General features: G+C 64.8%; 21 protein-coding genes and 2 pseudogenes. 14 read left to right on the forward strand and 9 right to left on the reverse strand.

The window, feature by feature from the left end:
- A partial coding sequence (locus P3T42_RS28840; protein WP_429308099.1) for a hypothetical protein occupies positions 1–214 on the reverse strand: 214 nt, incomplete at its 3' end.
- Here P3T42_RS28840 and P3T42_RS28845 point away from each other — a divergent pair.
- Both P3T42_RS28845 and P3T42_RS28850 read left to right on the forward strand, forming a co-directional pair.
- A pseudogene (locus P3T42_RS28845) lies at positions 190–1521 on the forward strand (collagen-like triple helix repeat-containing protein); the annotation flags it as partial. The gene P3T42_RS28840 and the pseudogene P3T42_RS28845 overlap by 25 nt on opposite strands.
- A 701-nt stretch (positions 1522–2222) precedes the next feature.
- Positions 2223–3554: pseudogene (locus P3T42_RS28850) on the forward strand (collagen-like triple helix repeat-containing protein); the annotation flags it as partial.
- 114 nt (positions 3555–3668) lie between these two features.
- Here the strand turns inward: P3T42_RS28850 and P3T42_RS28855 are convergent.
- Together P3T42_RS28855 and P3T42_RS28860 are read right to left on the reverse strand one after the other, a co-directional pair.
- Entirely contained in the window at positions 3669–4673 is a 1005-nt protein-coding gene (locus tag P3T42_RS28855; protein WP_429307983.1) for a cupin-like domain-containing protein, read from the reverse strand.
- Positions 4674–4819: 146 nt separating this feature from the next.
- Positions 4820–5965, reverse strand: coding sequence for a branched-chain amino acid ABC transporter substrate-binding protein (locus P3T42_RS28860; protein WP_074301038.1), 1146 nt, complete (start codon positions 5963–5965; stop codon positions 4820–4822).
- A gap of 509 nt (positions 5966–6474) precedes the next feature.
- On the opposite strand from P3T42_RS28860, the gene P3T42_RS28865 reads away from it, so the two are divergent.
- Entirely contained in the window at positions 6475–7173 is a 699-nt protein-coding gene (locus tag P3T42_RS28865) for a dienelactone hydrolase family protein (RefSeq protein WP_074301039.1), read from the forward strand.
- 36 nt (positions 7174–7209) lie between these two features.
- A complete protein-coding gene (locus P3T42_RS28870) occupies positions 7210–8703 on the forward strand; it encodes an amidase (protein ID WP_074301040.1) in 1494 nt (497 codons plus the stop codon).
- A 30-nt stretch (positions 8704–8733) separates the two neighbouring features.
- Here the strand turns inward: P3T42_RS28870 and P3T42_RS28875 are convergent, their stop codons facing one another.
- The 5 genes from P3T42_RS28875 to P3T42_RS28895 form a co-directional block, all read right to left on the reverse strand.
- Positions 8734–10023, reverse strand: coding sequence for an MFS transporter (locus tag P3T42_RS28875; RefSeq protein ID WP_429307984.1), 1290 nt, complete (start codon positions 10021–10023; stop codon positions 8734–8736).
- Positions 10024–10267: 244 nt separating this feature from the next.
- Positions 10268–10579 carry a high-potential iron-sulfur protein gene (locus tag P3T42_RS28880; RefSeq protein WP_074301041.1) on the reverse strand — a complete coding sequence of 104 codons (312 nt, stop codon included), beginning with the start codon at positions 10577–10579 and terminating at the stop codon, positions 10268–10270.
- A gap of 198 nt (positions 10580–10777) precedes the next feature.
- Positions 10778–11884: an NAD(P)/FAD-dependent oxidoreductase gene (locus P3T42_RS28885; RefSeq protein WP_074301042.1), complete on the reverse strand. Its 1107-nt coding sequence runs from the start codon at positions 11882–11884 to the stop codon at positions 10778–10780.
- 306 nt (positions 11885–12190) lie between these two features.
- Positions 12191–12691 (reverse strand): DUF4148 domain-containing protein, encoded by a 501-nt coding sequence (locus tag P3T42_RS28890; protein WP_429307985.1) that lies wholly within the window; start codon positions 12689–12691, stop codon positions 12191–12193.
- A 73-nt stretch (positions 12692–12764) separates the two neighbouring features.
- Positions 12765–13742: an AAA family ATPase gene (locus tag P3T42_RS28895; RefSeq protein ID WP_074301044.1), complete on the reverse strand. Its 978-nt coding sequence runs from the start codon at positions 13740–13742 to the stop codon at positions 12765–12767.
- Between the two features lie 298 nt (positions 13743–14040).
- Here P3T42_RS28895 and P3T42_RS28900 point away from each other — a divergent pair, with 298 nt between their 5' ends.
- Both P3T42_RS28900 and P3T42_RS28905 read left to right on the forward strand, forming a co-directional pair.
- Complete coding sequence (locus tag P3T42_RS28900) at positions 14041–14532, forward strand: hypothetical protein (protein WP_074301045.1); 492 nt, start codon at positions 14041–14043, stop codon at positions 14530–14532.
- Positions 14533–14560: 28 nt separating this feature from the next.
- Complete coding sequence (locus P3T42_RS28905) at positions 14561–15358, forward strand: endonuclease/exonuclease/phosphatase family protein (RefSeq protein ID WP_074301046.1); 798 nt, start codon at positions 14561–14563, stop codon at positions 15356–15358.
- A gap of 55 nt (positions 15359–15413) precedes the next feature.
- On the opposite strand, the gene P3T42_RS28910 is transcribed toward P3T42_RS28905, so the two are convergent.
- Complete coding sequence (locus P3T42_RS28910; protein ID WP_074301047.1) at positions 15414–16382, reverse strand: aldose 1-epimerase; 969 nt, start codon at positions 16380–16382, stop codon at positions 15414–15416.
- 283 nt (positions 16383–16665) lie between these two features.
- Here P3T42_RS28910 and P3T42_RS28915 point away from each other — a divergent pair, with 283 nt between their 5' ends.
- The 8 genes from P3T42_RS28915 to rqpR all read left to right on the forward strand — a co-directional run bounded on the left by P3T42_RS28915 (position 16666) and on the right by rqpR (position 26237).
- The gene (locus P3T42_RS28915) at positions 16666–17718 is read left to right on the forward strand and encodes a LacI family DNA-binding transcriptional regulator (protein WP_074301048.1); all 1053 of its coding nucleotides are present in this window, start codon (positions 16666–16668) and stop codon (positions 17716–17718) included.
- A 118-nt stretch (positions 17719–17836) separates the two neighbouring features.
- On the forward strand, positions 17837–18856 hold the full coding sequence (locus tag P3T42_RS28920) for an ABC transporter substrate-binding protein (protein WP_429307986.1): 1020 nt from the start codon (positions 17837–17839) through the stop codon (positions 18854–18856).
- Between the two features lie 286 nt (positions 18857–19142).
- Positions 19143–20771 carry a sugar ABC transporter ATP-binding protein gene (locus P3T42_RS28925; protein WP_429307987.1) on the forward strand — a complete coding sequence of 543 codons (1629 nt, stop codon included), beginning with the start codon at positions 19143–19145 and terminating at the stop codon, positions 20769–20771.
- Positions 20761–21795: an ABC transporter permease gene (locus P3T42_RS28930; RefSeq protein ID WP_429307988.1), complete on the forward strand. Its 1035-nt coding sequence runs from the start codon at positions 20761–20763 to the stop codon at positions 21793–21795. The genes P3T42_RS28925 and P3T42_RS28930 overlap by 11 nt, the downstream gene beginning before the upstream one ends.
- A gap of 59 nt (positions 21796–21854) precedes the next feature.
- Complete coding sequence (locus P3T42_RS28935) at positions 21855–22817, forward strand: ABC transporter permease (RefSeq protein WP_074301052.1); 963 nt, start codon at positions 21855–21857, stop codon at positions 22815–22817.
- Positions 22818–23377: 560 nt separating this feature from the next.
- Positions 23378–24148: a ferredoxin--NADP reductase gene (locus P3T42_RS28940; protein ID WP_074301053.1), complete on the forward strand. Its 771-nt coding sequence runs from the start codon at positions 23378–23380 to the stop codon at positions 24146–24148.
- Between the two features lie 570 nt (positions 24149–24718).
- Positions 24719–25570, forward strand: coding sequence for a sensor histidine kinase (locus P3T42_RS28945; protein WP_429307989.1), 852 nt, complete (start codon positions 24719–24721; stop codon positions 25568–25570).
- A 10-nt stretch (positions 25571–25580) separates the two neighbouring features.
- Positions 25581–26237, forward strand: coding sequence for a response regulator transcription factor RqpR (gene rqpR, locus P3T42_RS28950; protein WP_074301055.1), 657 nt, complete (start codon positions 25581–25583; stop codon positions 26235–26237).
- The last annotated feature ends 151 nt before the right edge of the window (positions 26238–26388 follow it).

The raw sequence follows: 26388 nt of genomic DNA on the forward strand, positions 1-26388 counted from the left end.
CCGACTCCGACTCCGACTCCGACTCCGACTCCGACTCCGACTCCGACTCCGACTCCGACTCCGACTCCGACTCCGACTCCGACTCCGACTCCGACTCCGACTCCGACTCCGACTCCGACTCCGACTCCGACTCCGACTCCGACTCCGACACCGACACCGACACCGACACCGACGCCGACGCCGACGCCGACGCCAACGCCAACGCCAACGCCAACGCCGACTCCGACTCCGACTCCGACGCCCACACCAACGCCGACGCCCACACCGACACCAACGAGCGCCAACCCCATCGGCGTCGTCGTCCAGAACACCGGCAACGTCGTCACCGCCACCGGCCAGACCGTCTCGTCAATCGGCAGCCAGATCGGCCTCACCCCGATCCCCGGCGGCAACTCCGCGACCACCGCCGCGCTCGGCAACGTCCTGTCCAATCTCGGCAATGGTGTCACCGCCGTCGGCATGGGCGCGACCAACGGCCTCGGCCAGCTTGGCGCCTCGGCCAATCCGCTTGGCGTCACCCTGTCGAGCAGCGGCAACCTCGTCTATGACGCCGGCCAGGCCGTCAACAGCGCCGGCCAGCTCGTCACCAGTCTCGGCACCGGTCCGACCGCGGCCCTCAGCCCGTTGACCACCCCGCTCGGCAGCACGGTCTCCACACTCGGCAACGCCGTCAGCGGACTCGGCACCCAGCTCGGCACGGCCCTCTCCACCGGTCCGATCGAGCAGGTCACACAGTCGGTCAGCACCGTCATCACGCCGATCACCACCACCGTCGCCCAGACGACGCAGACCATCGGCAACACCACCGGCCTCGGCGCGCCGCTCAACGGCCTGCTCTCGACCATCGGCCATGGCCTGGACAGCGCAGGCAGCCAGATCAGCAGCGCAACCGGTAACCCGATCGGCCAGAACCTGGGCAACGTGGTCACCAAGCTCGGCGACACCGTCACGTCCGCCGGCGGCCTGCTGACCGGCGGCACGGGTGGCAACCCGCTGGCGCCTATCACCGGCATCCTCAGCGGCGGCACCAACCCGCTCAGCGGGACGCCGCTGGCACCGCTCACCAGCATCCTGACGGCCTTGCCCGGCACGCTGAGCGGCGGCCTCACCGGCGGCAGTTCGGGTAACCCGCTCGCTCCGCTCACGGGTGTGCTGACCTCGGTGACCTCGTCGCTGACGGGGGCACTCGGTGGCGCCAGTGGCGGCTCGGGCAGTCCGCTTGCGCCGCTGACCGGCATCCTGACCTCGGTCACCGGTGCGCTCGGCGGGGCCAGTGGTGGCTCCGGCAATCCGTTGGCGCCGGTCACCTCGGCGGTCTCGTCGCTGACCGGTGCGCTGGGTTCGGCAACCGGCGGTGCGGCGGGATCCGGTTCGTCTGGCGGGTCCGGCTCGGCCGGCAACCTGCTGGCGCCGGTCACGGGCCTCGTCTCCTCGCTCACCGGCGGGCTGACCGGCGCGACCTCGGGTAGCGGGTCCGGTACCACGGGCGGCCTGCTCAGCGGACTCGCAGCGAAAAAATAACGACAGTAGATAAAAAGAAGCACTAAGGGGGGCGGCGGGCCGGGCAACCGGTCCGCCGTTTTTTTATTGTACGGACGCGAACAACCCCTCCGCCGATCGGGCCGTCCGCGGCGGCGACCTATTTCGCGCGGGTCGCGCGCACCGGACCGACTGTGTTGCAGTGTTTGAAAGTGCGATCAAGACCGGCTCGGCGCGCCGCTTTGCGGCGAGTGAGATCGCTAGAAACGCGCCGCGTTGCGTTACGTTACACGCGCCGGACGCGAGGTTTTGTTCCGCGACACATCGCTGCTCGCAGCGACTGCCGGAATCGTCATCACATCCCGCACACCCTTGATTCTTCTAGGTTTACTTCGGACGACCGATCACATCGCACGAATGGCATAGGGCTTGCAGTTAGCTCTCCATCAGTTCAATGACGGGGGAGCAGAGACATGAATCGCAATTTCCAAATGACGGCCATCGCCATGTGCGTGTCGTCGCTGATGATTCTTCAAGGTTGCGGCACAACGGTCAACAAACCGCCGACAACTGGCAGCGGCGCGGGAGGCGGTACGGTAAGCACGGGCGGGGGTTCGGGTGGAGGCTCGGGTGCCGGTGGTTCGGGTGGAGGCACGTCGACTCCGACGCCGACTCCGACGCCCACACCGACGCCAACACCGACTCCGACTCCGACACCGACGCCGACACCGACTCCGACTCCGACTCCGACTCCGACTCCGACTCCGACTCCGACTCCGACGCCAACACCGACGCCAACGCCAACGCCAACGCCAACGCCGACACCAACTAGCGCCAACCCCATCGGCGTCGTCGTCCAGAACACCGGCAACGTCGTCACCGCCACCGGCCAGACCGTCTCGTCAATCGGCAGCCAGATCGGCCTCACCCCGATCCCCGGCGGCAACTCCGCGACCACCGCCGCGCTCGGCAACGTCCTGTCCAATCTCGGCAATGGTGTCACCGCCGTCGGCATGGGCGCGACCAACGGCCTCGGCCAGCTTGGCGCCTCGGCCAATCCGCTTGGCGTCACCCTGTCGAGCAGCGGCAACCTCGTCTATGACGCCGGCCAGGCCGTCAACAGCGCCGGCCAGCTCGTCACCAGTCTCGGCACCGGTCCGACCGCGGCCCTCAGCCCGTTGACCACCCCGCTCGGCAGCACGGTCTCCACACTCGGCAACGCCGTCAGCGGACTCGGCACCCAGCTCGGCACGGCCCTCTCCACCGGTCCGATCGAGCAGGTCACGCAGTCGGTCAGCACCGTCATCACGCCGATCACCACCACCGTCGCCCAGACGACGCAGACCATCGGCAACACCACCGGCCTCGGCGCGCCGCTCAACGGCCTGCTCTCGACCATCGGCCATGGCCTGGACAGCGCAGGCAGCCAGATCAGCAGCGCAACCGGTAACCCGATCGGCCAGAACCTGGGCAACGTGGTCACCAAGCTCGGCGACACCGTCACGTCCGCCGGCGGCCTGCTGACCGGCGGCACGGGTGGCAATCCGCTGGCGCCTATCACCGGCATCCTCAGCGGCGGCACCAACCCGCTCAGCGGGACGCCGCTGGCACCGCTCACCAGCATCCTGACAGCCTTGCCCGGCACGCTGAGCGGCGGCCTCACCGGCGGCAGTTCGGGTAACCCGCTCGCTCCGCTCACGGGTGTGCTGACCTCGGTGACCTCGTCGCTGACGGGGGCACTCGGCGGCGCCAGCGGCGGCTCGGGCAGTCCGCTTGCGCCGCTGACCGGCATCCTGACCTCGGTTACCGGTGCACTCGGCGGGGCCAGTGGTGGCTCCGGCAATCCGTTGGCGCCGGTCACCTCCGCAGTCTCGTCGCTGACCGGTGCGCTGGGTTCGGCCACCGGCGGTGCGGCGGGATCCGGTTCGTCAGGCGGGTCCGGCTCGGCCGGCAACCTGCTGGCGCCGGTCACGGGCCTCGTCTCCTCGCTCACCGGCGGGCTGACCGGCGCGACCTCGGGCAGCGGGTCCGGTACCACGGGCGGCCTGCTCAGCGGACTCGCAGCGAAGAAATAACGACAGCAAATAAAAAGAAGTACCAGGGGGGCGGTGGGCCGGGCAACCGGCCCGCCGTTTTTTTATCGCGCGAACGCGAACGACATCGCGCCCGCATCACAGCGCATTGCGCGCCTAGAGTTCGTGATACGTATCGTAGGTATTGCAGAAATCGTTGCGCACGACGAAGTTCGTATAGGTCATCGTGACAGAGGCCTCGAGGCCTTCCACGTAATGCCACCAACCGATCGGCAGGAACAGCAGGTCGCCGGGCCCGATCGTGCATTCGATCAGGTTCGCCTGCTGCAAAGCCGGAAAGCGCGACGCGTCGATCGCACTGCCGTCTACCTGCGAATAACAGTGCAACAGGTTATACATGTGCGGCGTATCCGACATCGGCACCAGCTTGACCCGCTTGTGCCCGATCACCTGCGCCATGAAATTATTGGTCAGGTCATGATGAAACGGCGTCTTCGTGCCGGCCGGGCCAAACCAGAAAAAGCCGGTATCCGGCGACGCGGGATCGAGATACTCGCGGATAGTCGGCGCATCCGCCCACAACGCCGCTAGCGACACGCGATTTTGCGACGTGTTGTTCGCCGTCATATAAAAGTCATTGGTCGCGCCACTGCCTTCAACCAGATCGACATACTCGCGAAACGGCATGGTTCGCTTCAGATTCGGCTGGTTGATCTCGTAGTTCGGATCGGCGTTGCGACCGAACTGCACTTCCACTTCGCAATCGCCGCAGCGCGCGCGAAAGTAATCGAAATTCCATTGCGTACGCGCCGGCCATGCATCGAATGCGCCGGTGATAATCACCGGCCGGTTCTGAAAGTAGTACTGCTCAAAGAATTCGTCACGCGAGAGCCGCTCGCGCCGTTCGACTTCGCCGCCGCGCTCCCGCATGCGGCTCAACTGGCCATACACGGAAAGCGTCCAGTCGCGCTTGCGCAAACGATTGCGCAGACGCGTGCCGCCCTGAAGATACGGGCTCGCCAATGCGGTGTTGATTTCGAGCGCCGCTTCTTCGGGATTGAATCCCTGTTGCAACAGCGCGGCATGCAAGTCGGGCGGCGGCGCGCCCAGCAGCAGATTTTCGGCTATCCAGCGGCGCCAGTCGTCGATCGATCGGGTCACGGTTTGTCTCCCCCTGCGTTGATTCGTCCTATCGTTAGACTCTCATGCAAGCGCCCAAAAGAAAAGGCACGCGTTTCTAAAAAACGCGTGCCTTGAATCATCCGGCAGACGGCAGGTGAAACACCTACCGTCATGCCATGTGATATTTACATCTTGACCACGTCGAGCAGCGTCTTCTTGCCGCCCTTGTAGTTGTACAGCGAGATCACGCCGTGCTGCAGGTCGCCGTGCGAATCGAACGTCGTTTCGCCAATCACGCCCTTGTAGTCCGTCGTCGGCATGGCTGCCAGGATCTTTGCCGGATCCGTCGAGTTAGCACGCTTCATAGCGTCGACGATGATGTACACAGCGTCATACGTGAACGGAGCGTAGATCTGGATCGGTTGGCCAAAACGCTTTTCGTACTTGGCTTCGAACGCCTTGCCGCCAGCCATCTTCTCGAGCGCCATACCGGCTTCCGAGCAGACGATGTTGTCGGTTGCGTCGCCAGCCAGGTCCGACAGCTTGTCGGTACACACGCCGTCACCCGCCAGAACCTTCGCACGCAGGCCGAGCTGCTTGGCTTGCTTAGCGAACGGGCCGCCGGTTGCGTCCATGCCGCCGTACATGATCGCGTCAGGGTTTTCGCCCTTGATCTTCGTCAGAATGGCGCGGAAGTCGACAGCCTTGTCGTTAGTCGCGTCATGCGACATCACGTTCATGCCGAGCGACTTGGCGGTCTTCTCGAACTCGTTTGCCAGACCCTGGCCGTAAGCCGTCGAGTCGTCGACAATCGCGACGCTCTTCACCTTCAGGTCCTTGGATGCGTAGTTAGCCAGTGCCGGGCCTTGTTGCGCATCGGTCGCGACGACGCGGTACGTCGTCTTGAAGCCCTGTTGCGTATAGGCCGGGTTCGTTGCCGACGGCGAGATCTGCACGATGCCTGCATCGCTATAGATCTTCGAAGCCGGAATCGAAGTGCCCGAGTTCAAGTGGCCGACCACTGCAACGACCTTATCGTCGACCAGCTTCTGCGCAACTTGCGTTGCCGTACGCGGGTCAGCTGCGTCGTCTTGTGCGTCCAGTTCCAGCGTAACCTTCTGGCCGCCAATCGTCAGACCCTTGGCGTTGATCTCTTCAACTGCCAGACGAGCGCCGTTTTCGTTGTCCTTACCCAGGTGAGCAATACCGCCAGTAAGCGGTGCGACGTGGCCGATCTTGACGACCTCGTCCGCCACCGCGCCCGTTGCCAACGACGCAAACAACATGGCCGCAGCGCTGATCGGCAACAGCTTTTGAATCTTGATGTTCATGTAAGTCTCCAGTTTCGGTCCCAAAAACAACGTAATCGCCCTGTGCCCCGCTTCCTTCTCGTGTCGCTCAATCCCGTGGACGACCACGCCGGTTGCATCGTTATGCACTTGGCCAGCACGTGAACCAGTCTGTTTGTGGCAGGCGGCTATGCGTACTTGCGCGCAAGTGTAGGCTATCAAATTAATTTGTGGGATTTTTTTGAGGAAGTGGGATGAACACCAATAGCGTTTATCCCATGAGGTTGAATGGAGAACCGGTGGTCACCCCGGAAAGCACCAGCCCATGCGGGTTTCCGCTAAGCGAGGCGAATTTTTCGGCGCGCCTGCCTAAAGGGTTTTTCGCGCCTAAACCGTTAATTGGCCGAATAAGGATTGCGTGGCGGAAACAAATCCGCCACATGCGCCGCGCCGCCTCCCGCCTCGCTGCACGGCCTTTCTTTTAGTGGCAAACTGACCGCCCGCTGCGGGCATTGCCCGCCTGCACCCATAGTCATTTGAAGGAGAGCAACGTGAGCGTGACTTCCCGATGGATCGACATTCCGGCCGGCAATGAAAGCTTCCAGGGCTATCTCGCGCTGCCCAAAGGCGGCAAGGGTCCGGCCGTCATCATCATTCAGGAAATCTTCGGCGTGAACAGCCATATCCGCGCGGTCGCCGACCAGTACGCGCAAGATGGCTACGTGGCGCTCGCGCCGGACATCTTCTGGCGCACCCAGCCGCGCGTCGAGCTGACCTATGCCGGCGCCGACCGCGACAAGGGCATCGAAATCCTGCAGAAGACCGACGTGGGTCTTGCCGTGGCCGACATCGGCGCCACCGCCGCTGCGCTGCGCGCCCTGCCGGAAGTCACCGGCAAGGTGGCGGCAATCGGCTACTGCTTCGGCGGCCGCCTTGCCTACCTGACCGCCGCGCAAAACACGATCGACCTCGGCGTGAGCTACTACGGCGGCGGCATCCAGAACCTGCTCGACGAAGCAGCGAAGATCAAGGTGCCGATGCAGTTCCACTACGGCGAACTCGATCACGGCATTCCGCTGGAAGCGGTGGGACAGGTGCAGGAACGTTTCGCCGGCCGCGGCGACGCGGAATTCCACATCTATGCGAATGCCGATCACGGCTTCAACTGCACCGACCGTGCGTCGTACAACCAGCATGCCGCCGCGCTCGCACACGGCCGTACGCTGACGTTCCTCGGCGAGCGTCTCTAAGTCAGTTACGCTAGCGATACGCGAGGCTCATCCGGCGTGCTATCCGACTACCTGGCCCATGACGCAATCGGCCTCGCCACGCTGGTCCGCACCCGCGAAGCCAGCGCGCGCGAATTGCTCGACATCGCGATCGCGCGCGCCGAAGCAGCCAATCCCGCCATCAATGCCATCGTCCTCAAGGACTACGACGCGGCACGCCAACGCGCGTCACGCAGCGATGCCGCGCGGACGCCCGGCGACGGCCCGTTCGCAGGCGTGCCCTATCTGATCAAGGATCTGGGTGCGCCGGTTGCGGGTTTACGGATGTCGATGGGCAGCCGCCACTACCGCCACTTCGTGCCCACCGAAGACGCGCCGGTCGTCGCCCTGGCGCGCGCCGCCGGCCTCAATATCTTCGCCAAGACAAGTACCTCGGAACTGGGCCAGATGCCCTACACCGAGCCTGAACTGTTCGGCCCGTGCCGCAATCCGTGGAGCCTCGACCACACGCCAGGCGGCTCGAGCGGCGGAGCCGGAGCCGCGGTCGCCGCCGGCATCGTGCCGCTCGCGCATGCTTCCGACGGCGGCGGCTCGATCCGCATCCCCGCCTCCTGCTGCGGTCTGTTCGGACTCAAGCCATCGCGTGGACGCGTTCCGGGTCTCTACGCTCCCAGCGCCGGCGAGCTAGGCGTCGATCATGCCGTCTCGCGCAGCGTGCGCGACAGCGCCCTGCTGCTCGATTTCATGACCGGACACACGCAGCATCAAGCCGTGGGCGCACCCGGCACGTTTCTCGGCGCGCTCAGCGAACCATGCGCGCCGCTGGCGATTGCCTACGTGACGGACCCGATGCTCGCACCCACGCTGTCCGCCGATGCACGCGCCGCGCTCGACGACGCGGCGCAGCTCGCGGCATCGCTCGGACATCATGTCGAACCGGTCACGCTCGGCATCGACTTCGAAGCGGTGCGCCATGCCTTCCTGATGCTGTGTTCGGTGACGACGCGCGACATGGTGCTGAACGCCGAGCGCATCACCGGCCGCAAGCCCTCGCGCGATGAGTTCGAAATTGCGACGTGGGCAATGGCGCAAATCGGCCGCAAACTCGGCGAACGTGCGTTGCCCGCCGCCCTCGAGGAACAACGCCGCATCACCGTCAAGCTCACCGATCTGCTGTCGCGCTACGACGTGATCCTGTGCGCGACGCTGGCCTCTGCGCCGATCAAGATCGGCGAGATGCAGCCGACCCAGAGCGAGCGCATGCAGATGCGCGCGGTCACCGCGATGCCGATCGAACCGCTGTTGCGGAAGATGCTGGCGGAAGCCGCCGACAAGGCATTCGCCTGGGCCGGTTGCACGGAGGTGTTCAATCTGAGCGGACAGCCGGCGATGTCGGTGCCGCTGTACTGGAATGCACGCGGCCTGCCGGTGGGCGTGCAGTTCGCGGCCCGCGAGGGCGGCGAGGCCACATTGTTGCGGCTCGCTGCGCAACTGGAAGCGGCGCGTCCCTGGTTCTCCAGAAGACCGCCCTTGATGCCGGCGCGCTTCTGAACGCAGCACGCGCCAAAGCGTGCGCTCAGCTCAGGCGTGTTTGCGGCGCGCGTCGAGATCGGCGTGACGCATGCCGGGAATACAGGCGAGCGCGACGATCGATAGCGCGAGTCCAGCCATCACGTAGTAGATAGGCGCGAGCGGCGAGCCGGTAGTTTTGGTGAGCCAGGTAACGATGAACTGACCAAAGCCGCCGAACGCCATCACCGCAATGTTGTATGCGAGCGAGAGTCCCGTAGAGCGCACGTTGGCCGGAAACAGCTCGGCAATCAGCGCACCGAATGGACCGTAGTAGCCGGACAGCGTGATCGAGAGAAGGGCCTGCACCAGAATCAGTTTGGACACACTCGGTGCCGCCGCAAGCCACGAGAACAGCGGATAGATGATCGCGAGGGTCAGCACCAGCGACCACATCGACAGTCCCTTACGGCCGATGCGGTCCGACCATGCACCGGTCAGCGGCGAGAGCACCATCAGCAGCAGGTTGCCGGCAATCACCGCATAGAACGACTGCGCATACGGCAGCTTCAGTTGCTTCACTGCGAAGGTGGGCAGATAGCTGATCAATACGTAAATGGTGACCGTCAAGGCGATGACGGTGCCCAGTCCGCACACCACTTCGCGGCTATGGTTCGTGAACACTTCACGCAGCGTCGCGCGACGGGCGGTCTGTTGGGCATGCAAAAACGCTTCGGAGTCGGCAAGGTGGCGGCGGATATAAAAGCCGATCGGGCCGATTACGAGCCCAAGCACGAAGGGCACGCGCCAGCCCCACGACTTGAGAGCTTCCGGCGACAGTCCATGCGTAATCAGTGCGCCCACCACCGCGCCGAGCAGCAAGGCGGCCGCCTGGCTCGCCATCTGCCAACTGCCGTAAAAGCCGCGCTTCGAGAACGGTGCGGCTTCGATCAGGAGTGCAGTTGAACTGCCGAATTCGCCGCCAGCCGAGAAGCCCTGCAGCAGACGGCCGAACACGATCATCAGCGGCGCGCCGATGCCGATGGCGGAATACGGCGGCGCAATCGCCAGCAGCAGGATGCCGAGGGTCATCAGCGCAATCACCAGCGACAAGGCCGCCTTGCGTCCCGCACGATCCGCGTAGAGTCCCAGCACGATGCCGCCGACCGGCCGCATGACGAACGCGACACCGAAACTGGCGGTGGTGAGAAGCAGCGACGAATAATCGCTGCTGGTGGGGAAGAAGAGCCCGGCGATCACCACGGTCATCAGACCGAATACGGTGAAGTCGTACCACTCGAGCGCGTTGCCGATAACCGCTGCCGTCACCGCTCGCGTGTTGAGGCTCCTGGATGCCGCCATCAGAATCTCCAGCCTTCGAAAAGTATCGCGCGCGGTGTTGAAGATGGGCCGCTCGACGCAACGACGCGCTGCTGCCATGCCAAATGCATTGCGAGTGTAAAGATCGCTGTAACGGTTTTCAAGCTGCAAAAAGGCGCCGGCCGCTCGCTGCGGCCGGCGCCTTCATCCATCAGCGGGAGAACCGTGCCGTCATGCTGCAGCGCGTTTCGCGCGACAGGTCCGGCACGCGGCCCTCAACGGCATCTCATGCCTTCTTGTTGTATGCACTGCACCAACCCTTGGCCGACACCTGCTTGCCGCCGAACATCGGGCAGCCGCCCCACGGATCGGCGGCCTTGCCCTGGTAGAAGCTGCAGTTGCCGCAGTCCTGGCCGGCGGCGTACTTGGCGTATTTGGCCTTGTCGACCTGGGCGGCGTCCTGCTTGTAGCCGAGCGCCTGAGCGGTCGGATCGGCTTCGGTGACTTTGGGAGCGTCGGCAAAGGCCTGGCGCGACAATGCAAGCGTCGACGCGACGCCGATGCTCGTAATCAGGAAACTACGACGGGATGACTTCATGGGGACTCACTCCATTTTGTATTGGGCTCAACGCCGTTCTGACGACAGCGGTCCTCAAGCATAGCAATGAAGCCCCCACGCGTGACGGCTCAAATGATAGAGATAAGCGAATGGGTAGTTCGGCGCATGACCGTGTCATAGGCGCTGCCCGCGCCGACTGCGCGTGTTGCGCGCTCCGGGCCGCAGGCCGCAATCGTTTCAGGTGCGGCCCACCAGTTCGCAGACGCGCTGCGCGATCGCCAGACACGCGGTTAGCCCCGGCGATTCGATCCCGAACAGGTTGACGAGGCCACGCACGCCGTGTGCAGCGGGGCCCTGAATCACGAAGTCGGCGGCGGGTTCGCCCGGACCGGAGAGCTTGGGACGAATGCCGGCATAGGCCGGTTGCAAGGCGCCGTCGGGCAGCGCGGGCCAGTAGGCGCGAATCGCCGCATAGAAGGAATCCGCCCGATGCGGATCGACGTCGTAGTTGATCGCGTCGACCCATTCGACGTCCGGACCGAAACGCGCCTGGCCGCCGAGATCGATAGTCAGATGCACGCCGAGACCCGCCTCGTTCGGCATCGGATAGATCAGGCGGCTAAACGGCGCGCGCCCCGAGATGCTGAAGTAGTTGCCGCGCGCCAGATAGAGCGGCGGCACATGGCGGGCATCGAGTCCGCGAATCTGCCGGGCCAGCGCATTGGCCTGCAGCCCCGCACTGTTGATCACGCACGCCGCGCTGATCGTCGTGGGCGCCGCGCCGCCTACCTTCACAACGAAGCGTCCGTTGCTCGACGTAATCGCTTCGACCGGCGCGTGGAACGCGCACACTGCTCCATCGCGTTCGGCGTCGCCCTGAATCGCCAGCATCAGTTGATGACTGTCGACAATGCCGGTGCGCGGCGAGAACACCGCCTCGACGCATTCGAGCGCCGGCTCCAGCGCCTGCGCCTCAGCGCCGCCAATGCGCATCAGGTCGAGCACGCCGTTTTCCTTGCCGCGCGCCATGATGCTCTCGAGCTGCGGAATCTGGTTGCGCGAAGTGGCCACGAGCAGCTTGCCGCAACGCGAATGCGGCACGCCGTGTTGCTCGCAGTACTCGTACAGCATCTCGCGGCCGCGCACGCAGAGTGCTGCCTTCACCGAGCCGCGCGGATAGTAGATGCCCGCGTGAATCACTTCGCTATTGCGCGAGCTGGTGCCTACGCCGATGGCTTCGGCCGCCTCCAGCACGATCACTTCGTGGCCGCGCGCCGCGAGAGCACGCGCCACCGCCAGGCCCACGACACCGGCGCCAATCACTACACACTCGATCTGATCCATGTCCCTTGACGCGGCCTACCGCACCGCGCGCTGCCTCGTCCACCTGATGAAGATGAAGACAGGATGTGGCCGTTTGATAAGGCTCGCCGCTCGCTGCCGAACGCATCCTGCACACATGACAAAATTGTACGGTGCGGTACAGAAACGAATGCCCGCAGTCGCGACGACTGCGGGCATCGGATCGGGAACCAGCCCTGATTCTGCGTGTTGATTCTGTGTGCCGCACGGCTTCAGTGTACGCCGTCGAGGGACGAGGCGCTCGCTTGATACGAGCGGACGGCGGGTTCAGGTGGTTTTTACGGCGCCTCAGTTCTGCACGGCGGCGCGATTGAGCGAGGCATCGCGCTCGGCACTGGTTCGCACCGTATTGATCTGCACACGCGGCACGGTATAGCCGCCGGTGGCGAACTGTGCGGGATATGCGGGCGCGTTCGGATTCATGCTCAGTTCGCCGTCGGCGCGCGCCTGCGCCAGTTCGGCCCGAACCTCGGCACGGGTCTTCGGGGCATTGTTCGCAGCGGCGGTGTCCTCGCCGGCGAAGGCGGGCACCGCAACGGCGGCGGAAATCAGCAAGGCAGCGAAGGGAGCAAAGCGAGCAAAGGGGGCGAGTTTCATGATGGGTTCCAGATTCGTCAGTACCGTTGAATCGACTGAGATGCCGCGCCGCCGTTTGCGCGCCGCTGCATGTCGGGACAACCCAGTGTAGGCCACGACTATCGAAAATTTATTCTGATTGGACCAATTAACAGTTACATCCAGGACAACAATCGTGGCGCCCGTGTGGCCGATTGCGCTCAGGATGGGCACGCCGCGCGCGGTCCCTCCGACCAACAAAAAACCGCCCGAAGGCGGTTGTTCGCGGTGGAACGGTGAGCCTCGCTCAAAAGCCGATCGGTTTGCGGCGGTTGCCGTAGTCGAGCCGGATATCGTCCGCGCCGATCCAGTCGCGGCCGTCGATCCGTGCCGCCCCGAAGCCGTTCAGAATCGCGCGGCGCATTTCCCGCGGCGAGGCATGTTTCAACGCATCGAGCGCGGCATCGCCCAGTTCGCCGGGAAAGCGCAATCCCCAGCCATGGGCCGTGCGGATTTCATCGTAGATGGATTGGGCGATGCGCCGCGCACCGTCGCGATCCGGCGGCGGGATCTCGTAGACGTTCATGCGGTTGAGGATCGGCTCGGGGATCGAGCGCTCGTCGTTGGCCGTCGCGATCCAGATGACGTGACCCGCGTTGATCGGGATCTCGGCGAATTCATCGATGAAGGTTTGCGCCGTGTCGTGCTCCAGCAACGCATACAGCGCGCCGAGCGGATCGTATTGCGAGTCGCCGGTGGCCTTGTCGATTTCGTCGACGGCAATCACGGGGTTCGCGTAGCTGCCATGCACGAGTGCATCGAAGACCTTGCCGGGCTTGGCGTTCTTCCATTGCGACGACGCCCCCGAGAGAATCCAGCCCGCCGTCAGCGAACTCATCGCCACGTAGTGATACGACGTGCCCAGAAGCCGCGCGAGCTGCTTCGCAAAATGCGTCTTGCCGATGCCAGGGTCGCCGAGCAGCAGGATCGGCATCAGCTCCAGCCGGTCCTCGGTCTCGAGGCACAGCGCGACCTGCTTGCGCACGTCGTCGAGCGGTTCGCTGAAGTTGGGCAGCGCCTCGACCAGATCGTCGATAGAGGGCATCCGGTTCGGCTTCACGCAGAAGCGCAGATTGCCGATCTTCAGCATCTTTTCGTAGGTGGTGCGCAGCGCGTCGTTGGCGCCGTCGCCGAGATCGTTCAGCGCGGTTTCAACCCGCTCGAGGTCATAGACCTTGCTGAACGACGCCACCGCGATTTCCTGTTTGACCATTGCTGTTGTCATAGCTCACCCCGTCGTGCTGGTCTTGCCGCTACGGCACCGGTGAGGCGCCGTTTCAAGTCCAGTGTAACGAGGCCATATTCGTGCGCAAGCCAGCAGCCATGCGGGTCTGCTGCTAACACGCGCAGTGGGCTATCGGCACAGCCTGGTTGAATGGGCCGAACTCATCCTCATCTGATACGAAACGCATTGTTGCTGAACCCGGTCCCGACATTGGTGTCAGAAAGACGTTATGCCCATCAGGCGTAAGATGGGCGCCTGTCACCCAGCCGGACACAGCGCTCCCGGAGAGCCGTCAACCATGTGGAAATCCAGTCTCGTCGCCGTGCTGTTCGGCACATCGTTATTCGCTCAGGCCCAGCAACCGGCCGACCAGCAGGTCGTGCAGTGGCAGTTGCAGGTGATGCGCGACGGCCAGCAGATCGATGCGTTCGAGGGTGAGACGACGGTCGGCCAGGCGCGCACCGACACGCATCATCAGGTGGTGCAGCACAACGTCGGCTGCAAGGATGCGCCCGCCGGCAGTATCGATCTGACGCGCACGCTCACGGTCTCGCCGATCCAGGCCGACGCGAATCAGGTCACGCTCGCCATCGACGCGCAGGAAACCCTCGAAGACGACAGCGCCCAGAAAACCGATACCGGTTGCAAGCTGCCGCCGCAGCCGCGCCAGGTGAGCGCCAATCATCCGGGTCTGCAAGTGGCTGCCGGCCAATGGGCCACCTGGCAGATCGTCGACAAGAATCCGAACCTGGTGTACCGAATCCGTGCGAGCCTTGCCCATCACTCCTGATATCAACGAACACCGTGGACCACGCGGTATGCGAAACCCCGAAGAACTGATCCGCCCAGGCGTGCAGCCCAAGGACTTCATTGCGGTCAGCTGGAACCTGCACAAAGGGCGCACGCCGCTCGGCTTTCAGGCCTGGCAGGCGATGCAGCGCTGGGTGCAGTCGACCCCCGCCGACGCCTTCTTCCTGCAGGAAGCGATGGCGCGGCGCATGCCGGCGCCGGTGCTCTCAGGCGGGTTCGGCGCACCGCTGCGCGATCCGCTCGACGATGTCTGGCATTGCCAGGCCACTGAAATCGCCCGCTCGGCGGAATTGCAGATTGCGCTGGGGCCGAACGTGTTCAAGCCGTCGTGGCGGCATGGCAATGCGATCCTGTCGCCGCATCCGCTCGATCTCGGCGGCCGTTGGGACATCTCAGCACACCGCTTCGAAAAACGCGGCCTGCTGGTAGCGCGGGCCACCTTCGCCGGCCATTCCGTGACGCTGCTGTGCGCGCATCTCGCGCTCACGCGGGCGGCCCGTCTGCGGCAGATGACGTGGATTGCTCACTGGATTGCGAAGGAAGCGCCAGAGGGGCCACTCGTGCTCGCCGGCGACTTCAACGACTGGCGCAACGACTCGGTGCCGCTGTTCGGCGAACACGGTCTGTATGAGGTGGCAACATTGCTGGGGGAGTCCGGACGGACCTTCCCGGCGTTCTCACCGGCGCTCGCGCTCGACAAGATGTTCGTGCGCGGCATGAAGCCGGTCGAGTGGATCCAGCCAACGCAGGAGACCGCGTGGCTGTCGGATCATTTGCCGTACATGGCGCGCTTGCGGGTGGAGTAACGCTGCGCGTAGCAGCTTGCGCGCGGATCGACAGCCGTCGCGCTTCGCTTGCGGGTTAGACCCGCTGCGGCGTCCAGTGCACGGTCGCGGCGATCTGCTCATCCGGCATCAGCACGCAGCCGCCTACATGGTCGCGCGTGTCGTCGGCGTTGAAGCAATCGGTGGTGTTGGTCACCGGTTCGACGCACAACAGCGCTTCGCTCGCAGGCGCAAACACCACCAGATGATCGAACGGCGCTTGCGCCGTCAACGTCAGTTGACGGCCTTCGTCCGGCCACGCAATCGTCGCGCTGCGCGACCAGCCGGCGAAGTTGTTGTCGAGATCGAACGCATCGGCGGCCATCCCTTCGCGCATGGCATCGACCGCGGGATGCGGGCCCAGGTGGGTCGGCAGCACCTCGCCGTCCGCGTGCCACATGCCCTGCACCTGCGCATGCACGCGCGTGCTGGCGGTACGCGGGTAATACGGATGATGCCCCATGCCGAACGGCATTGGCCGCTCAGCCAGGTTGTGCGCAGACAGCGTCACCCGTAGCGCATCCCCCGCCAGTTCGATGCGCTGCATCGCGCGATAGCGAAACGGCCAGTCGCCTGGCGCGTGCGGATCGGGCTCGTGATCGAAGTGCAGCTCCACCGAACTCGCGGTGCGCGCGCCCACCCGCCACGCGCGACGCCACGCATGACCATGCAGCGCGTGGGCGAACAGGTTGCCGTCGCCGGCGAGATCGACGGTGCGTCCGTCGAACTCGAAACGCGCATCGCGAATGCGGTTGCAATACGGCAGCAGCGGGAAGCTCCCCATGCGCAGCGGATCGCGTGCGGCGAGCGCCGCCTCGGTGGCGGGCCGCAACCAGTGCACCGGCCCAGTGGCCGCCGCCTCGTAGTACGCAGCAATCGAACCGCCGACGTGCGGCGCAACCAGCAGACGCATGGTGCCGCTCGCCAACGCGATCAAGGCGGGATCGTCGAGCTGGAACGCCTCTGTCGCGGCTGGCCGGATCGGATTCAAGGAAACATCGCGCATGGTGAGGATAGGAAAGGCCCTGGGCGGAACGCGGCCGACATGGCCCCGCGCGACCGAGAATCGCACGTCGCAACTCTCAGGTCAATATTATTAGTAATATTTAGTTCAAAATTGCACCAATAGAAAGCCCCGCCGGACGTCCCAAATGACGGGTTTTTGCGCGTTGCCGTCCGCATATTATTAGTGGTACCGTCAGCACGATCGTGCCCTTGGCATTCCCTGTTTTCGCCGCCGCTTCGGCGCGGCCCGCTCAATGAAAAAATCGACTCAACGCCGTCCCACGATGACCGACATCGCCAAGCTCACCGGCGTGTCGCAATCGACGGTCTCGCTTGTCCTGAACAACGCGACCGGCGCGAAATTCTCCGAGGCCACCCGCAACAAGGTGCTCAAGGCCGCCCACGATCTCGGCTACCGGCTCTCGGCGCGCGAACCGGTGCTCGCGTCCAAGGACGAGCGCAACCTGATCGTCTATCTCGCCGACGAAATCTCGACGAGTCCGCACCCGGTCGTCAACATCGACGGCGCGCGCGACGCCGCCTACGCGAGCGGCAAGATGCTCGCGGTCTACTCGACCCACGGCAACGCGGACATCGAACAACAGGTGCTCGAAACCACGCTGTCGAATCCGCACCTGTTCGGCGTGATCTACGCCACCGTCTACACGCGCAAGGTGAGCCTGCCGGCCGCGCTGTCGCGCGTGCCGACCGTGCTGCTCAACTGCTACACGAGCGAAGGCGGCCAGTCGTCGGTGGTGCCCGCCGAAGTGGCGGGCGGCCATATCGCCACCGAGTACCTGCTCAACGCCGGCCACCGGCGCATCGGCTACATCAACGGCGAGCCGTGGCAGGACGCCTCGAAGGACCGCCTGAAGGGCTACCGCACCGCGCTCGCCACCGCCGACCTGCCGTTCGCCCCGGAACTCGTGCGCGAAGGCGACTGGAGCTCGGGTGTGGGCTTCGAGCACACGCTCTCGCTGATGCGCGAGGCGCATCCGCCCACCGCCATCTTCTGCGCCAACGACCTGACTGCGCTCGGCGCGATCGAGGCGCTCAAGCAGCTTGGCCTGCGGGTGCCCGAAGACATCTCCGTGCTCGGCTACGACGACCAGGAAATTGCCCGCCACACCCATCCGCCGCTCTCGACGGTCGTGCTGCCGAACTACGAGCTGGGCCGCTGGGCAGTGGAAACCTTGCTGCAGGAAGAACAGAACCGCGCCGCGGGCGCGCCGGTGCGGCACCGCATGGTGAAGCTCGACGGTCCGCTCGTCGAACGCGCCTCAGTGAGGGTAATTACCGAGGCAAAATCGCCCATAATTAATATTATTAGTGATTGACCGATAATAATTCCGAGTGGAATAATCGGCACGTCCGGTCAACGGTGCGCAGGTGCCGACCGGCAGGAGAAACACCAAAAAGCAAATACACCTACCTCACCAGGTACTGGAGGAAGACATGGCATCGCTCGAACGGCAATTGCGTGGTCAACGTCGTCGGCTGACCGCATCCCCGCTGGCTGCATCGCTTGTGGCCCTGACACTCGGTTTTGGCGTCGCAACGGCTCACGCCGACGATGCCCTGCCCAAGATACCCAGCAAGACTCCGCTGAAGGTCGGCTTCGCGCAGACCGAAAGCAACAATCCGTGGCGGCTCGCGGAAACCAAGAGCATGAAGGACATCGCCGCCAAGTGCGGCTGGCAACTGGTCGTCACCGACGCCAACGGCTCCAACGCCAAGCAGGTCTCGGACATCCAGAACATGATCGCGCAGCACGTCGATCTGCTGGTGTTCCCGCCGCGTGAAGAAAAGCCGCTCTCGCCGGTTGTGCTGCAGGCGAAGAAGGCCGGCATTCCGGTGATCCTGGTGGACCGCGACGTCGATCACTCGGTCGCCAAGCCGGGCACGGACTACATCACCTTCATCGGCTCCGACTTTATCAACCAGGGCCAGCGCGCCGCCGACTGGCTGGTGAAGGCCACCAACGGCAAGGCCAAGATCATCGAACTCGAAGGCACCACGGGCGCCTCGGCTGCGAACGATCGCAAGAAGGGCTTCGACGACGTGATCGCGAAGCATCCGGACATGCAGATCATTGCTTCGCAGGACGGCGATTTCTCGCGCGACAAGGGTCGTCAGGTGATGGAAACGCTGCTGCAGGCGCACCCGGATGTGACCGCGGTCTACGCGCATAACGACGAAATGGCGCTGGGCGCGATCGCTGCGATCAAGGCGGCCGGCAAGCAACCGGGCAAGGACATCCAGATCGTGACGATCGACGGCACCAAGGGCGGCATGGACGCCATCGCCGCCGGCGAACTGGGCGCCAGCGTGCAGTCGAGCCCGTTCTTCGGCCCGCTCGCCTGCGATGTCGCGCAGAAATTCGCCAAGGGCGAAACGATCCCGACCTGGGTGAAAGTCTCCGACCGCTTCTACGACAAGAGCAACGTGCAGCAGAGCATGCAGTACGGCTATTGATGTCGCCCCGGCCGTCGGCACGCCAGATCCGGCGTCATAGCTGATCCGGCGCTGCCGATGGCGACGCGCAGTCAGTCTTCTACCCTCGGAGGCGGTCACCTCTGAGGATTGGGAGGCGCCCCGCAGGACGTCCCCTTTATGTCTCCGGGGGGACGGGAAGGGTTCGGAGCGACGCGCCCGTGCCACGACGGGCCGTCGCTTCGCTTTGTCTTACGGACTACTATGGGAAGGTGGCGCGAGCCGCTCCGCCGCCCCGCCGCACAGTATCTGCAGCAGGAGAATAGACGTGACGCAATCCGGCAGCCCCACGCCGCCGTCTCCCAGCGCCGGACGTTCGCCGCTCCTGGAGATGCAGGACATCCAGATCAGTTTCGGCGGCGTGCCCGCCCTGCGCAACGCCAATCTGAGCGTCGCCGCAGGCGAAGTGCATGCGCTGATCGGCCAGAACGGCGCCGGCAAATCCACCATGATCAAGATCCTCACCGGCGCCTATCGGCGCGCCGGTGGGAGCGTGCGTTTCGAAGGCCGCGAGATCGATTTCCGCACGCCGAAGGAAGCGCGTGAAGCGGGCATCAGCACGATCTACCAGGAGATCAATCTGGTGCCGTTCCGCTCCGTGGCGGAAAACATTTTTCTCGGCCGTGAGCCGCGCCGCTACGGTTTGATCGACTGGCGCGCGGTGCAGCGGCGCGCAGCTGCACTGCTTGAGTCGTTCGGCCTGCAGATCGACGTGAAGAAACCCGTGCGCAGCTATTCGACCGCCATCCAGCAGATGGTGGCGCTCGCGCGCGCGGTGTCGTCCGACGCGAAGATGGTGATCATGGACGAATCCACCTCGTCGCTCGACGAACGCGAAGTGGAACTGCTGTTCAGCGTGGTGCGCAAGCTGCGCGACGACGGCCGCGCGGTGATTTTCGTCTCGCACCGCCTCGACGAACTCTACGCGCTGTGCGACCGCGTCACGGTGATGCGCGACGGCCAGACCGTCGCCCAAAGCTCGATGGCGGAGATGGACAAACTGCAGCTCGTCACGACGATGCTCGGCCGCACGCTGGCCGCCGTCGTTCAGGACGACGCCACCGCGCGCGAGGCCAATCTCGCGCGCCGCGGCGCGCAGGTGATGGCGGCGCACAACCTCAGCGCCCATCCGAAGGTGAGCGACGTCTCGCTCGAAGTGCATGCGGGCGAAGCGGTGGGGCTCGCCGGCCTGCTCGGCTCGGGCCGCACGGAGACGATGCGTCTGATGTTCGGCGCCGACCCGCTCGAACACGGCACGCTCGCCGTGGGCGGCGAAACCGTGACGCTCAAGTCGCCGCAAGATGCGATTGCGCGCGGCTTCGCCTACCTCACCGAAGACCGCAAAGGCGACGGCATCGTCCCTGAACTGTCGGTGCGCGACAACCTCACGCTGGTGTGCCTGCGCACGCTGGCCAAACATGGTGTGGTGGACGTGAAAAAGCAGCAGGCCATCGTGGAGCGCTTTATCGCCTCGCTCGGCATCAAGCTGCGCTCGCCGGATCAACCGATCCGCGAACTGTCCGGCGGCAATCAGCAAAAGGTGTTGCTGGCGCGCTGGCTCGCCGCCGAGCCGTCGCTGCTGCTGCTCGACGAGCCGACCCGCGGCATCGACGTCGGCGCCAAGGCGGACGTCGCGAAGATCGTGCGCGAGCTGCGCGACGCCGGGCTTGCCGTGCTGCTGTCCGCGTCGGAACTGGAAGAGCTCACTGCTGTGGCGGACCGCGCCGTGGTGATCCGCGACGGCCGCACCGTCGCCGAACTGAACGGCGCTCAAATGAGCGAGAGCAGCATCATGGACGCCATCGCCTATGGCAGCGACGGCCCCTCGCAACTGGTCGAAGCCGCCCACACGGCCCATATCGAAGACGCGCTGGAGGGCGACCGTCATGGCGCTTAAGTCGCTTAAAACACTAGGCAATCAGGCTGCGCAGCCGCTGGCCGCGCAAACCCCGCTGGCCGCCCCGGATAGCGCCGCACAACAACAGGCGAAGAAACGGCACCGCGTCACGATCCAGCGCGAAGTCATCGTGCTGCTGGCGATGCTGGTGTTCAATCTGCTGTTCACGCAGCACTTCTGGTCGCTGCAAACCTTCAACGTCAATCTGACACAGGTGGTGACGATCGTGATCGTCGGCATCGGCATGACGCTGGTGGTGGCGACGGGCGGCATCGATCTGTCGGTGGGCGCGTCCATGGCGATTTCCGGCGCGCTGGCGCCGATGCTGTTCATGAATATCCCGGGCCCCGGCGGCATCGCCCTCGCGTTCGTCCTGCCGGTGATCGCCGCGGCGGCATGCGGCGTCTTCAACGGCTTGCTGGTGACGAAGCTCTCGGTGCAGCCGATCGTCGCCACGCTGGTGCTGTTCATTGCCGGTCGCGGCATCGCCCAGGTGGTCACCGACGGCAGCCTGCAGGCCTTCGACAACCCCGCGTTCCAGTGGATCGCCCTCGGCAAGGTAGGCGGCGTGCCGTTCCAGGTGCTGCTGATGTTCGCACTGGTCGCGCTGTTCGTCTGGGTCGTGCGCAAGACGCTGTTCGGCCAGTACCTGCTGATCACCGGCGGCAACGAAAAGGCCGCCTATCTGTGCGGCGTACCGACCGCACGCGTCAAGCTGATCGCCTACACGATATGCGCGGCGCTGGCGGGTCTCGCAGGGTTGATCTCGATTTCGGTGAACTCGTCGTCGGACGCGAATGTGGTCGGCCTCGGCATCGAACTCGATGCGATCGCCGCGGTGGCGGTCGGCGGTACGGCGCTGACGGGCGGCAAGGCGTATATCGGCGGCACGCTGATCGGTGCGCTGATCATCCAGTTGCTGCGCTTTACCCTGCTCGCGCACGGCATTCCCGACGCGGCGGCGCTGGTCGTCAAGGCCGCGATCATCGTCGCAGCGGTGTACGTGCAACGGCGCTCGCGCTGATCCCGAACCGCCATGTCGACCCTGCTGCCCGTGCTCTCCAAGACTCCGGACCCGATGCGATGAAAAAGAATCTCCCCATCCTGCTCGCGCTCGTCGCCCTCGTGGTGTTCGGGCTCGTGCGTTACGACCACTTCGGCTCGGCCTACAACATCAATTCGTTCTGGCGCTACAACTCGATGTTCGCGCTGATCTCGGTGGGCATGGCCTTCGTGATTATCACGGGCGGCATCGACCTTTCGGTGGGCACGGTAGCGGCCATGTCGAGCGTCGTGGCCGCGCTCACCAGCACCTATGGCGGTTGGGTCGCCGTACTGGCCGGCTCCTTGGCAGGGTTAATCGTGGGTGTGCTGAATGGCATCATCATCACGCGTCTGAAGATCCTGCCGTTCATCACGACGCTCGCCACCAGTCTCGGCGCGCACGGCGTCGGGCTGCTGCTCGGCAAGAACGACGCGGTGTCGATCGCCCCCGACTCGAATTTCGGCGCCTTCGGTCAAGGCGATCTGTTCGGCCTGCCGATCCCCGGCATCGTCGCGGTGGTGGCGGCGCTGGCCGGGTGGCTCGCACTGCGCAGCACGCGCTTTGGACGGCATTCGCTTGCCATCGGCGGCAGTGAGGAAGCGGCGCGCCTGATGGGACTGAATGTGGACCGCACGCTGGTCACGGCCTATGCCGTAAGCGGCCTGCTGGCCGGCATGGCCGGCGTGATCCTCGCGGCCCAGTTCGGCGCGGGGCAGCCGAACGAAGGGGTGGGCTGGGAGCTGTTCGCGATCTCCGCCGTGGTGCTGGGCGGCACCCTGCTGACCGGCGGCGAGGGCTCGATTGCGATGACGATTGCCGGCGTCCTGCTGCTCGGCCTGGTGTTCAACCTGCTCAACTTCGAAAACGGCCTGGGCTTCATCAGCCTGTCGGCGTACTGGCAATCGGTGATTCGCGGCGTGTTCCTGCTGGCCGTCATTGTGATGCAGGCGCGCGTGCTGAAACAGCGGGGGCGCAAGCGCACGGCTGCCGTGGCGGGCTAAAGGCGGCCTCGCACGGAATTCGGGCCACGCGCACTGACGCGCGGCGCCCCGGCGCCGTTTTGCCGGCGGCAGCAGCCCGCTCGTGGTGGCTAAAGACGGCACTTGCGCCGCTTTCCCGGCGCTTTTTCGCCGCTTTTGCGGCATTTTTGCCCCTTTTGCCGTCCCGCTAGCAGGGTCAATGCTGCGCTGCGCGACGGCTTTCTGTATCATCCCAAAAACTTGTTGTGAGGACGCATGCCTACCGGCACGCGATCCGGTCACCGGACGGCGCAACGCACCACGCGAATTTGCCCATCGCCGTACCGCTGCTGAACCCCGGCTGTACCCCCGCCGACGTGCTCCACCGCGTGCCGTTCCGACGCCGAAGCCGCAAGTCCGGCAAACCGCTTGACCACGCTCGACGCCGTGCCGATACCCTCAGGTGGCAAGCGCGGTAAAATAGCGGATTGCGCATCATTTCCCTGGCCCCGGATCAGCAGCGGGGTTAGCGCAGCATCGCCCTTGCCGTGCCGGCCGGCTAGTCGTCTGGCCGTCTTTGTTTTCGCACCATCCAAGAAGCCATGAGCAACCTGAATTCACAAACCGTCCTGAGCGTCCATCACTGGACCGATACGCTGTTCAGCTTCACCTGCACGCGCGACCCGTCATTTCGCTTCGAAAACGGCCAGTTCACGATGGTGGGCCTCGAAGTCGACGGCAAGCCGCTGATCCGCGCCTACAGCCTCGCGAGCGCGAACTACGAAGAGCACCTCGAATTCCTGAGCATCAAGGTTCAGGACGGCCCGCTCACCTCGCGCCTGCAGCACCTGAAGGTCGGCGACGAAGTCCTGATCGGCAAGAAGCCGGTCGGCACGCTGATGGCCGACAACCTGTTGCCGGGCAAGACGCTGTGGCTGCTGTCCACCGGCACGGGCCTCGCGCCGTTTATGTCCATCATTAAAGATCCGGACATCTACGACCGTTACGAGCGCGTGGTGCTCACGCACACCTGCCGTTTCGTCGACGAGCTGGCGTACAAGGAATACATCACGGACCACCTGCCGGCGCACGAGCACCTCGGCGAACTGGTTCAGGAAAAGCTGCTGTATTACCCCACCGTCACGCGCGAAGCGTTCCAGAACCGTGGCCGGATCACCGAGCTGATCGAAACCGAAAAGCTGTTCGCCGACCTCGGCGTGCCGGGCTTCTCGCTGGAAAACGACCGCGTCATGCTGTGCGGCAGCCCGCACATGCTGCGCGACACGCGCAAACTGCTCGACGACGCGGGCTTCCAGGAAGGCAGCAACAATGCGCCGGGGCACTACGTCGTCGAAAAGGCGTTCGTGGGCTAAGCCTAAGCCGCGCGTTACGCGGACGTACCCGGCTCGCCGCCCGCCGGCTGAGCCGCGAAAACCGGAGCCTTCGCGCTCCGGTTTTGCTTTTTGGGCGCTCGCCGCGAACGCTCGCCGGGTGTTTCTCTGCGCCCGGCAAACCCTCTGCGAAGACATGACCGGCTCACCGCCGACGCCGGAATCCTCGCCCGGTCATCCAGTTACAATTCCGACACACGGCCTCACCTTCAATGTCAGCATTTTTCCTACATGCAAAATGCATATGACAAGTCAACCTCAATAAATTCCTGCCGCAAAAAACCCACGCTGAGCCTTGTCCTATCTGCTTCTTTTCTTTTTTTTGGGATATGATCGCGGCGCATCACCGGTTGCCGTAAGACCCCACCAGGGTTACAGCCGATTTGTTACTGAATGTAAATTTCGTTACGCTACCTCGTAGCGATTTGTCCGTCATGCCGGGGTGCGCAGCGGACACTTCTTGAGGCCAGAGATTCGCATGCGTTCCCTTGTCTTCGCGCCGTCGAAGCGCACCCGGTTTGCTGTGCGAGCAGCATCCTAAGCGGGAGAGTCATGGATACGTCGATTGTCGTACCGATCACCGCGCATGTGCCCACTTCCATCGCCCGCGAAGGCCTCGATGGATCGAGCGCCAGCAGCCCTGCCGAGCGCGAGATCGCGCGTCTGCGCGCCCGCGTGCGCGAACTGTCCGCTGAACTCGTCCATGCCCAGGAAGCCGCCTGCCAGCGCGTCGCGCGCGAGTTGCACGACAGCGTCGGCGCCGAACTGACCGCGACGCACTTCGCGCTCGCCGGCGTCGAAACCTGGCTGCCCACCGATGCGCCGCCGCAGTGCGCCGCCGCGCTCACGGTTGCCCAGCGCTCGCTCGACGCCGTCGGCGAAGCCACCCGCCATGCGGTCGCCGAATTGCACGCGCCTTCGCTCGACGCCGGTATCGTGGGCGCGCTGTCGCAATGGACCGGCGACTTCGCCGCCCGCACACAATTGCGCACCAGCTTCGTGTGCGCTGCCGACGTCCGCCTCACGCGCTTGCCGGCGGATGCCGCGCTCGCGATCTTCCGGGTCGCCCAGGAAGCGCTCAACAACACCGCCAAGCATGCCCGCGCCAGCGCGGCGGACGTGCGCATCGAAGCGAGCCGCCGCCACCTGACGCTCGTCGTCAGTGACGACGGCATTGGCCTCGCACCGCGCGCCCGTACGCGCCGCGGCCATTTCGGCCTCGCCGGCATGCGCGCCCGCTGCGCGGCCTTCGACGGCAGCCTGCAGATCGGCGCCAGCCGCCCCGACGCCGGCACGCACGCGCGCGGCACCACGGTGCGTGCGCGTTTTGCGTGGGATGCCATGCTCGCCGGCGCTGCGTGCGCCGAACGCCTCGCGGCCGGCGCCGCGTCTTTCTCTTCCTGAGCGCGCCGTCATGAGCCTGCGCATCCTGCTCGTCGACGACCACGCCGTGGTCCGCCAGGGCGTCCGGCAACTGTTGATGGACCGTGGCGTGGCGCTCGAAGTCGACGAAGCGGAAACCGGCGCCGATGCGCTCGTTGCGGTGGCGAAGCACGTCTACGACGTCGTCCTGCTCGACATCTCGCTGCCCGACATGAATGGCGTCGAAGCGCTCAAGCGCCTCAAGCGCAAGGCGCCGCGCGCGGCGGTGCTGATGTTCTCCATGTATCGCGAAGACCAGTATGCAGTCCGGGCGTTGAAGGCCGGCGCGGCCGGTTACCTCTCGAAGACCGTCGACGCCGCGCAGATGATCGGCGCGATCCAGCAGGTCGCGGCGGGCCGCAAGTACGTCAGCCCGGCGATGGCCGAGGCGCTCGCCGATTACGTTTCGTTCGACGGCGAGCAGTTGCCGCACGAAAAGCTCTCCGACCGCGAATATCAGACGCTCTGCATGCTCGCCTCCGGCAAGCGGCTGACGGATATCGCCAATGCGCTGTCTTTGTCGGTCAAGACCGTGAGCGTGTACCGCACGCGGCTGCTGGAAAAGATGAAGCTGCGCAACAACGCCGAACTCACCTTCTATGTGATGAGCAACCGCCTCGTCGACCTGAATCCGGCCATGGCCGGCTAGGGTTAAGGGCACCGCAGCGGGGCGCGGCACGACGGCGCGCGTCCTGTCCTGCGTCATCCGCCTGCTATCCCGGAAAAGTAAGGGGTCGCACATCCGCTAAAATCCTGGGTTTCCCGACATTCGGCGCGCAAGACGCGTGCACTACTGGAGA

It is taken from the genome of Paraburkholderia sp. GAS38 (assembly GCF_050434965.1).
In the GTDB taxonomy this organism is placed as follows: Bacteria; Pseudomonadota; Gammaproteobacteria; order Burkholderiales; family Burkholderiaceae; genus Paraburkholderia; species Paraburkholderia phenazinium_A.

Excerpts from the sequence above, each read along its gene's own strand:
- P3T42_RS28860 (WP_074301038.1), bottom strand. The coding sequence starts at position 5,965 with ATGAACATCAAGATTCAAAAGCTGTTGCCGATCAGCGCTGCGGCCATG.
- P3T42_RS28875 (WP_429307984.1), bottom strand. The coding sequence starts at position 10,023 with ATGGCGGCATCCAGGAGCCTCAACACGCGAGCGGTGACGGCAGCGGTT.
- P3T42_RS28880 (WP_074301041.1), bottom strand. The coding sequence starts at position 10,579 with ATGAAGTCATCCCGTCGTAGTTTCCTGATTACGAGCATCGGCGTCGCG.
- P3T42_RS28885 (WP_074301042.1), bottom strand. The coding sequence starts at position 11,884 with ATGGATCAGATCGAGTGTGTAGTGATTGGCGCCGGTGTCGTGGGCCTG.
- P3T42_RS28895 (WP_074301044.1), bottom strand. The coding sequence starts at position 13,742 with ATGACAACAGCAATGGTCAAACAGGAAATCGCGGTGGCGTCGTTCAGC.
- P3T42_RS28900 (WP_074301045.1), top strand. The coding sequence starts at position 14,041 with ATGTGGAAATCCAGTCTCGTCGCCGTGCTGTTCGGCACATCGTTATTC.
- P3T42_RS28905 (WP_074301046.1), top strand. The coding sequence starts at position 14,561 with ATGCGAAACCCCGAAGAACTGATCCGCCCAGGCGTGCAGCCCAAGGAC.
- P3T42_RS28910 (WP_074301047.1), bottom strand. The coding sequence starts at position 16,382 with ATGCGCGATGTTTCCTTGAATCCGATCCGGCCAGCCGCGACAGAGGCG.
- P3T42_RS28915 (WP_074301048.1), top strand. The coding sequence starts at position 16,666 with ATGACCGACATCGCCAAGCTCACCGGCGTGTCGCAATCGACGGTCTCG.
- P3T42_RS28920 (WP_429307986.1), top strand. The coding sequence starts at position 17,837 with ATGGCATCGCTCGAACGGCAATTGCGTGGTCAACGTCGTCGGCTGACC.
- P3T42_RS28930 (WP_429307988.1), top strand. The coding sequence starts at position 20,761 with ATGGCGCTTAAGTCGCTTAAAACACTAGGCAATCAGGCTGCGCAGCCG.
- P3T42_RS28935 (WP_074301052.1), top strand. The coding sequence starts at position 21,855 with ATGAAAAAGAATCTCCCCATCCTGCTCGCGCTCGTCGCCCTCGTGGTG.
- P3T42_RS28940 (WP_074301053.1), top strand. The coding sequence starts at position 23,378 with ATGAGCAACCTGAATTCACAAACCGTCCTGAGCGTCCATCACTGGACC.
- P3T42_RS28945 (WP_429307989.1), top strand. The coding sequence starts at position 24,719 with ATGGATACGTCGATTGTCGTACCGATCACCGCGCATGTGCCCACTTCC.
- rqpR (WP_074301055.1), top strand. The coding sequence starts at position 25,581 with ATGAGCCTGCGCATCCTGCTCGTCGACGACCACGCCGTGGTCCGCCAG.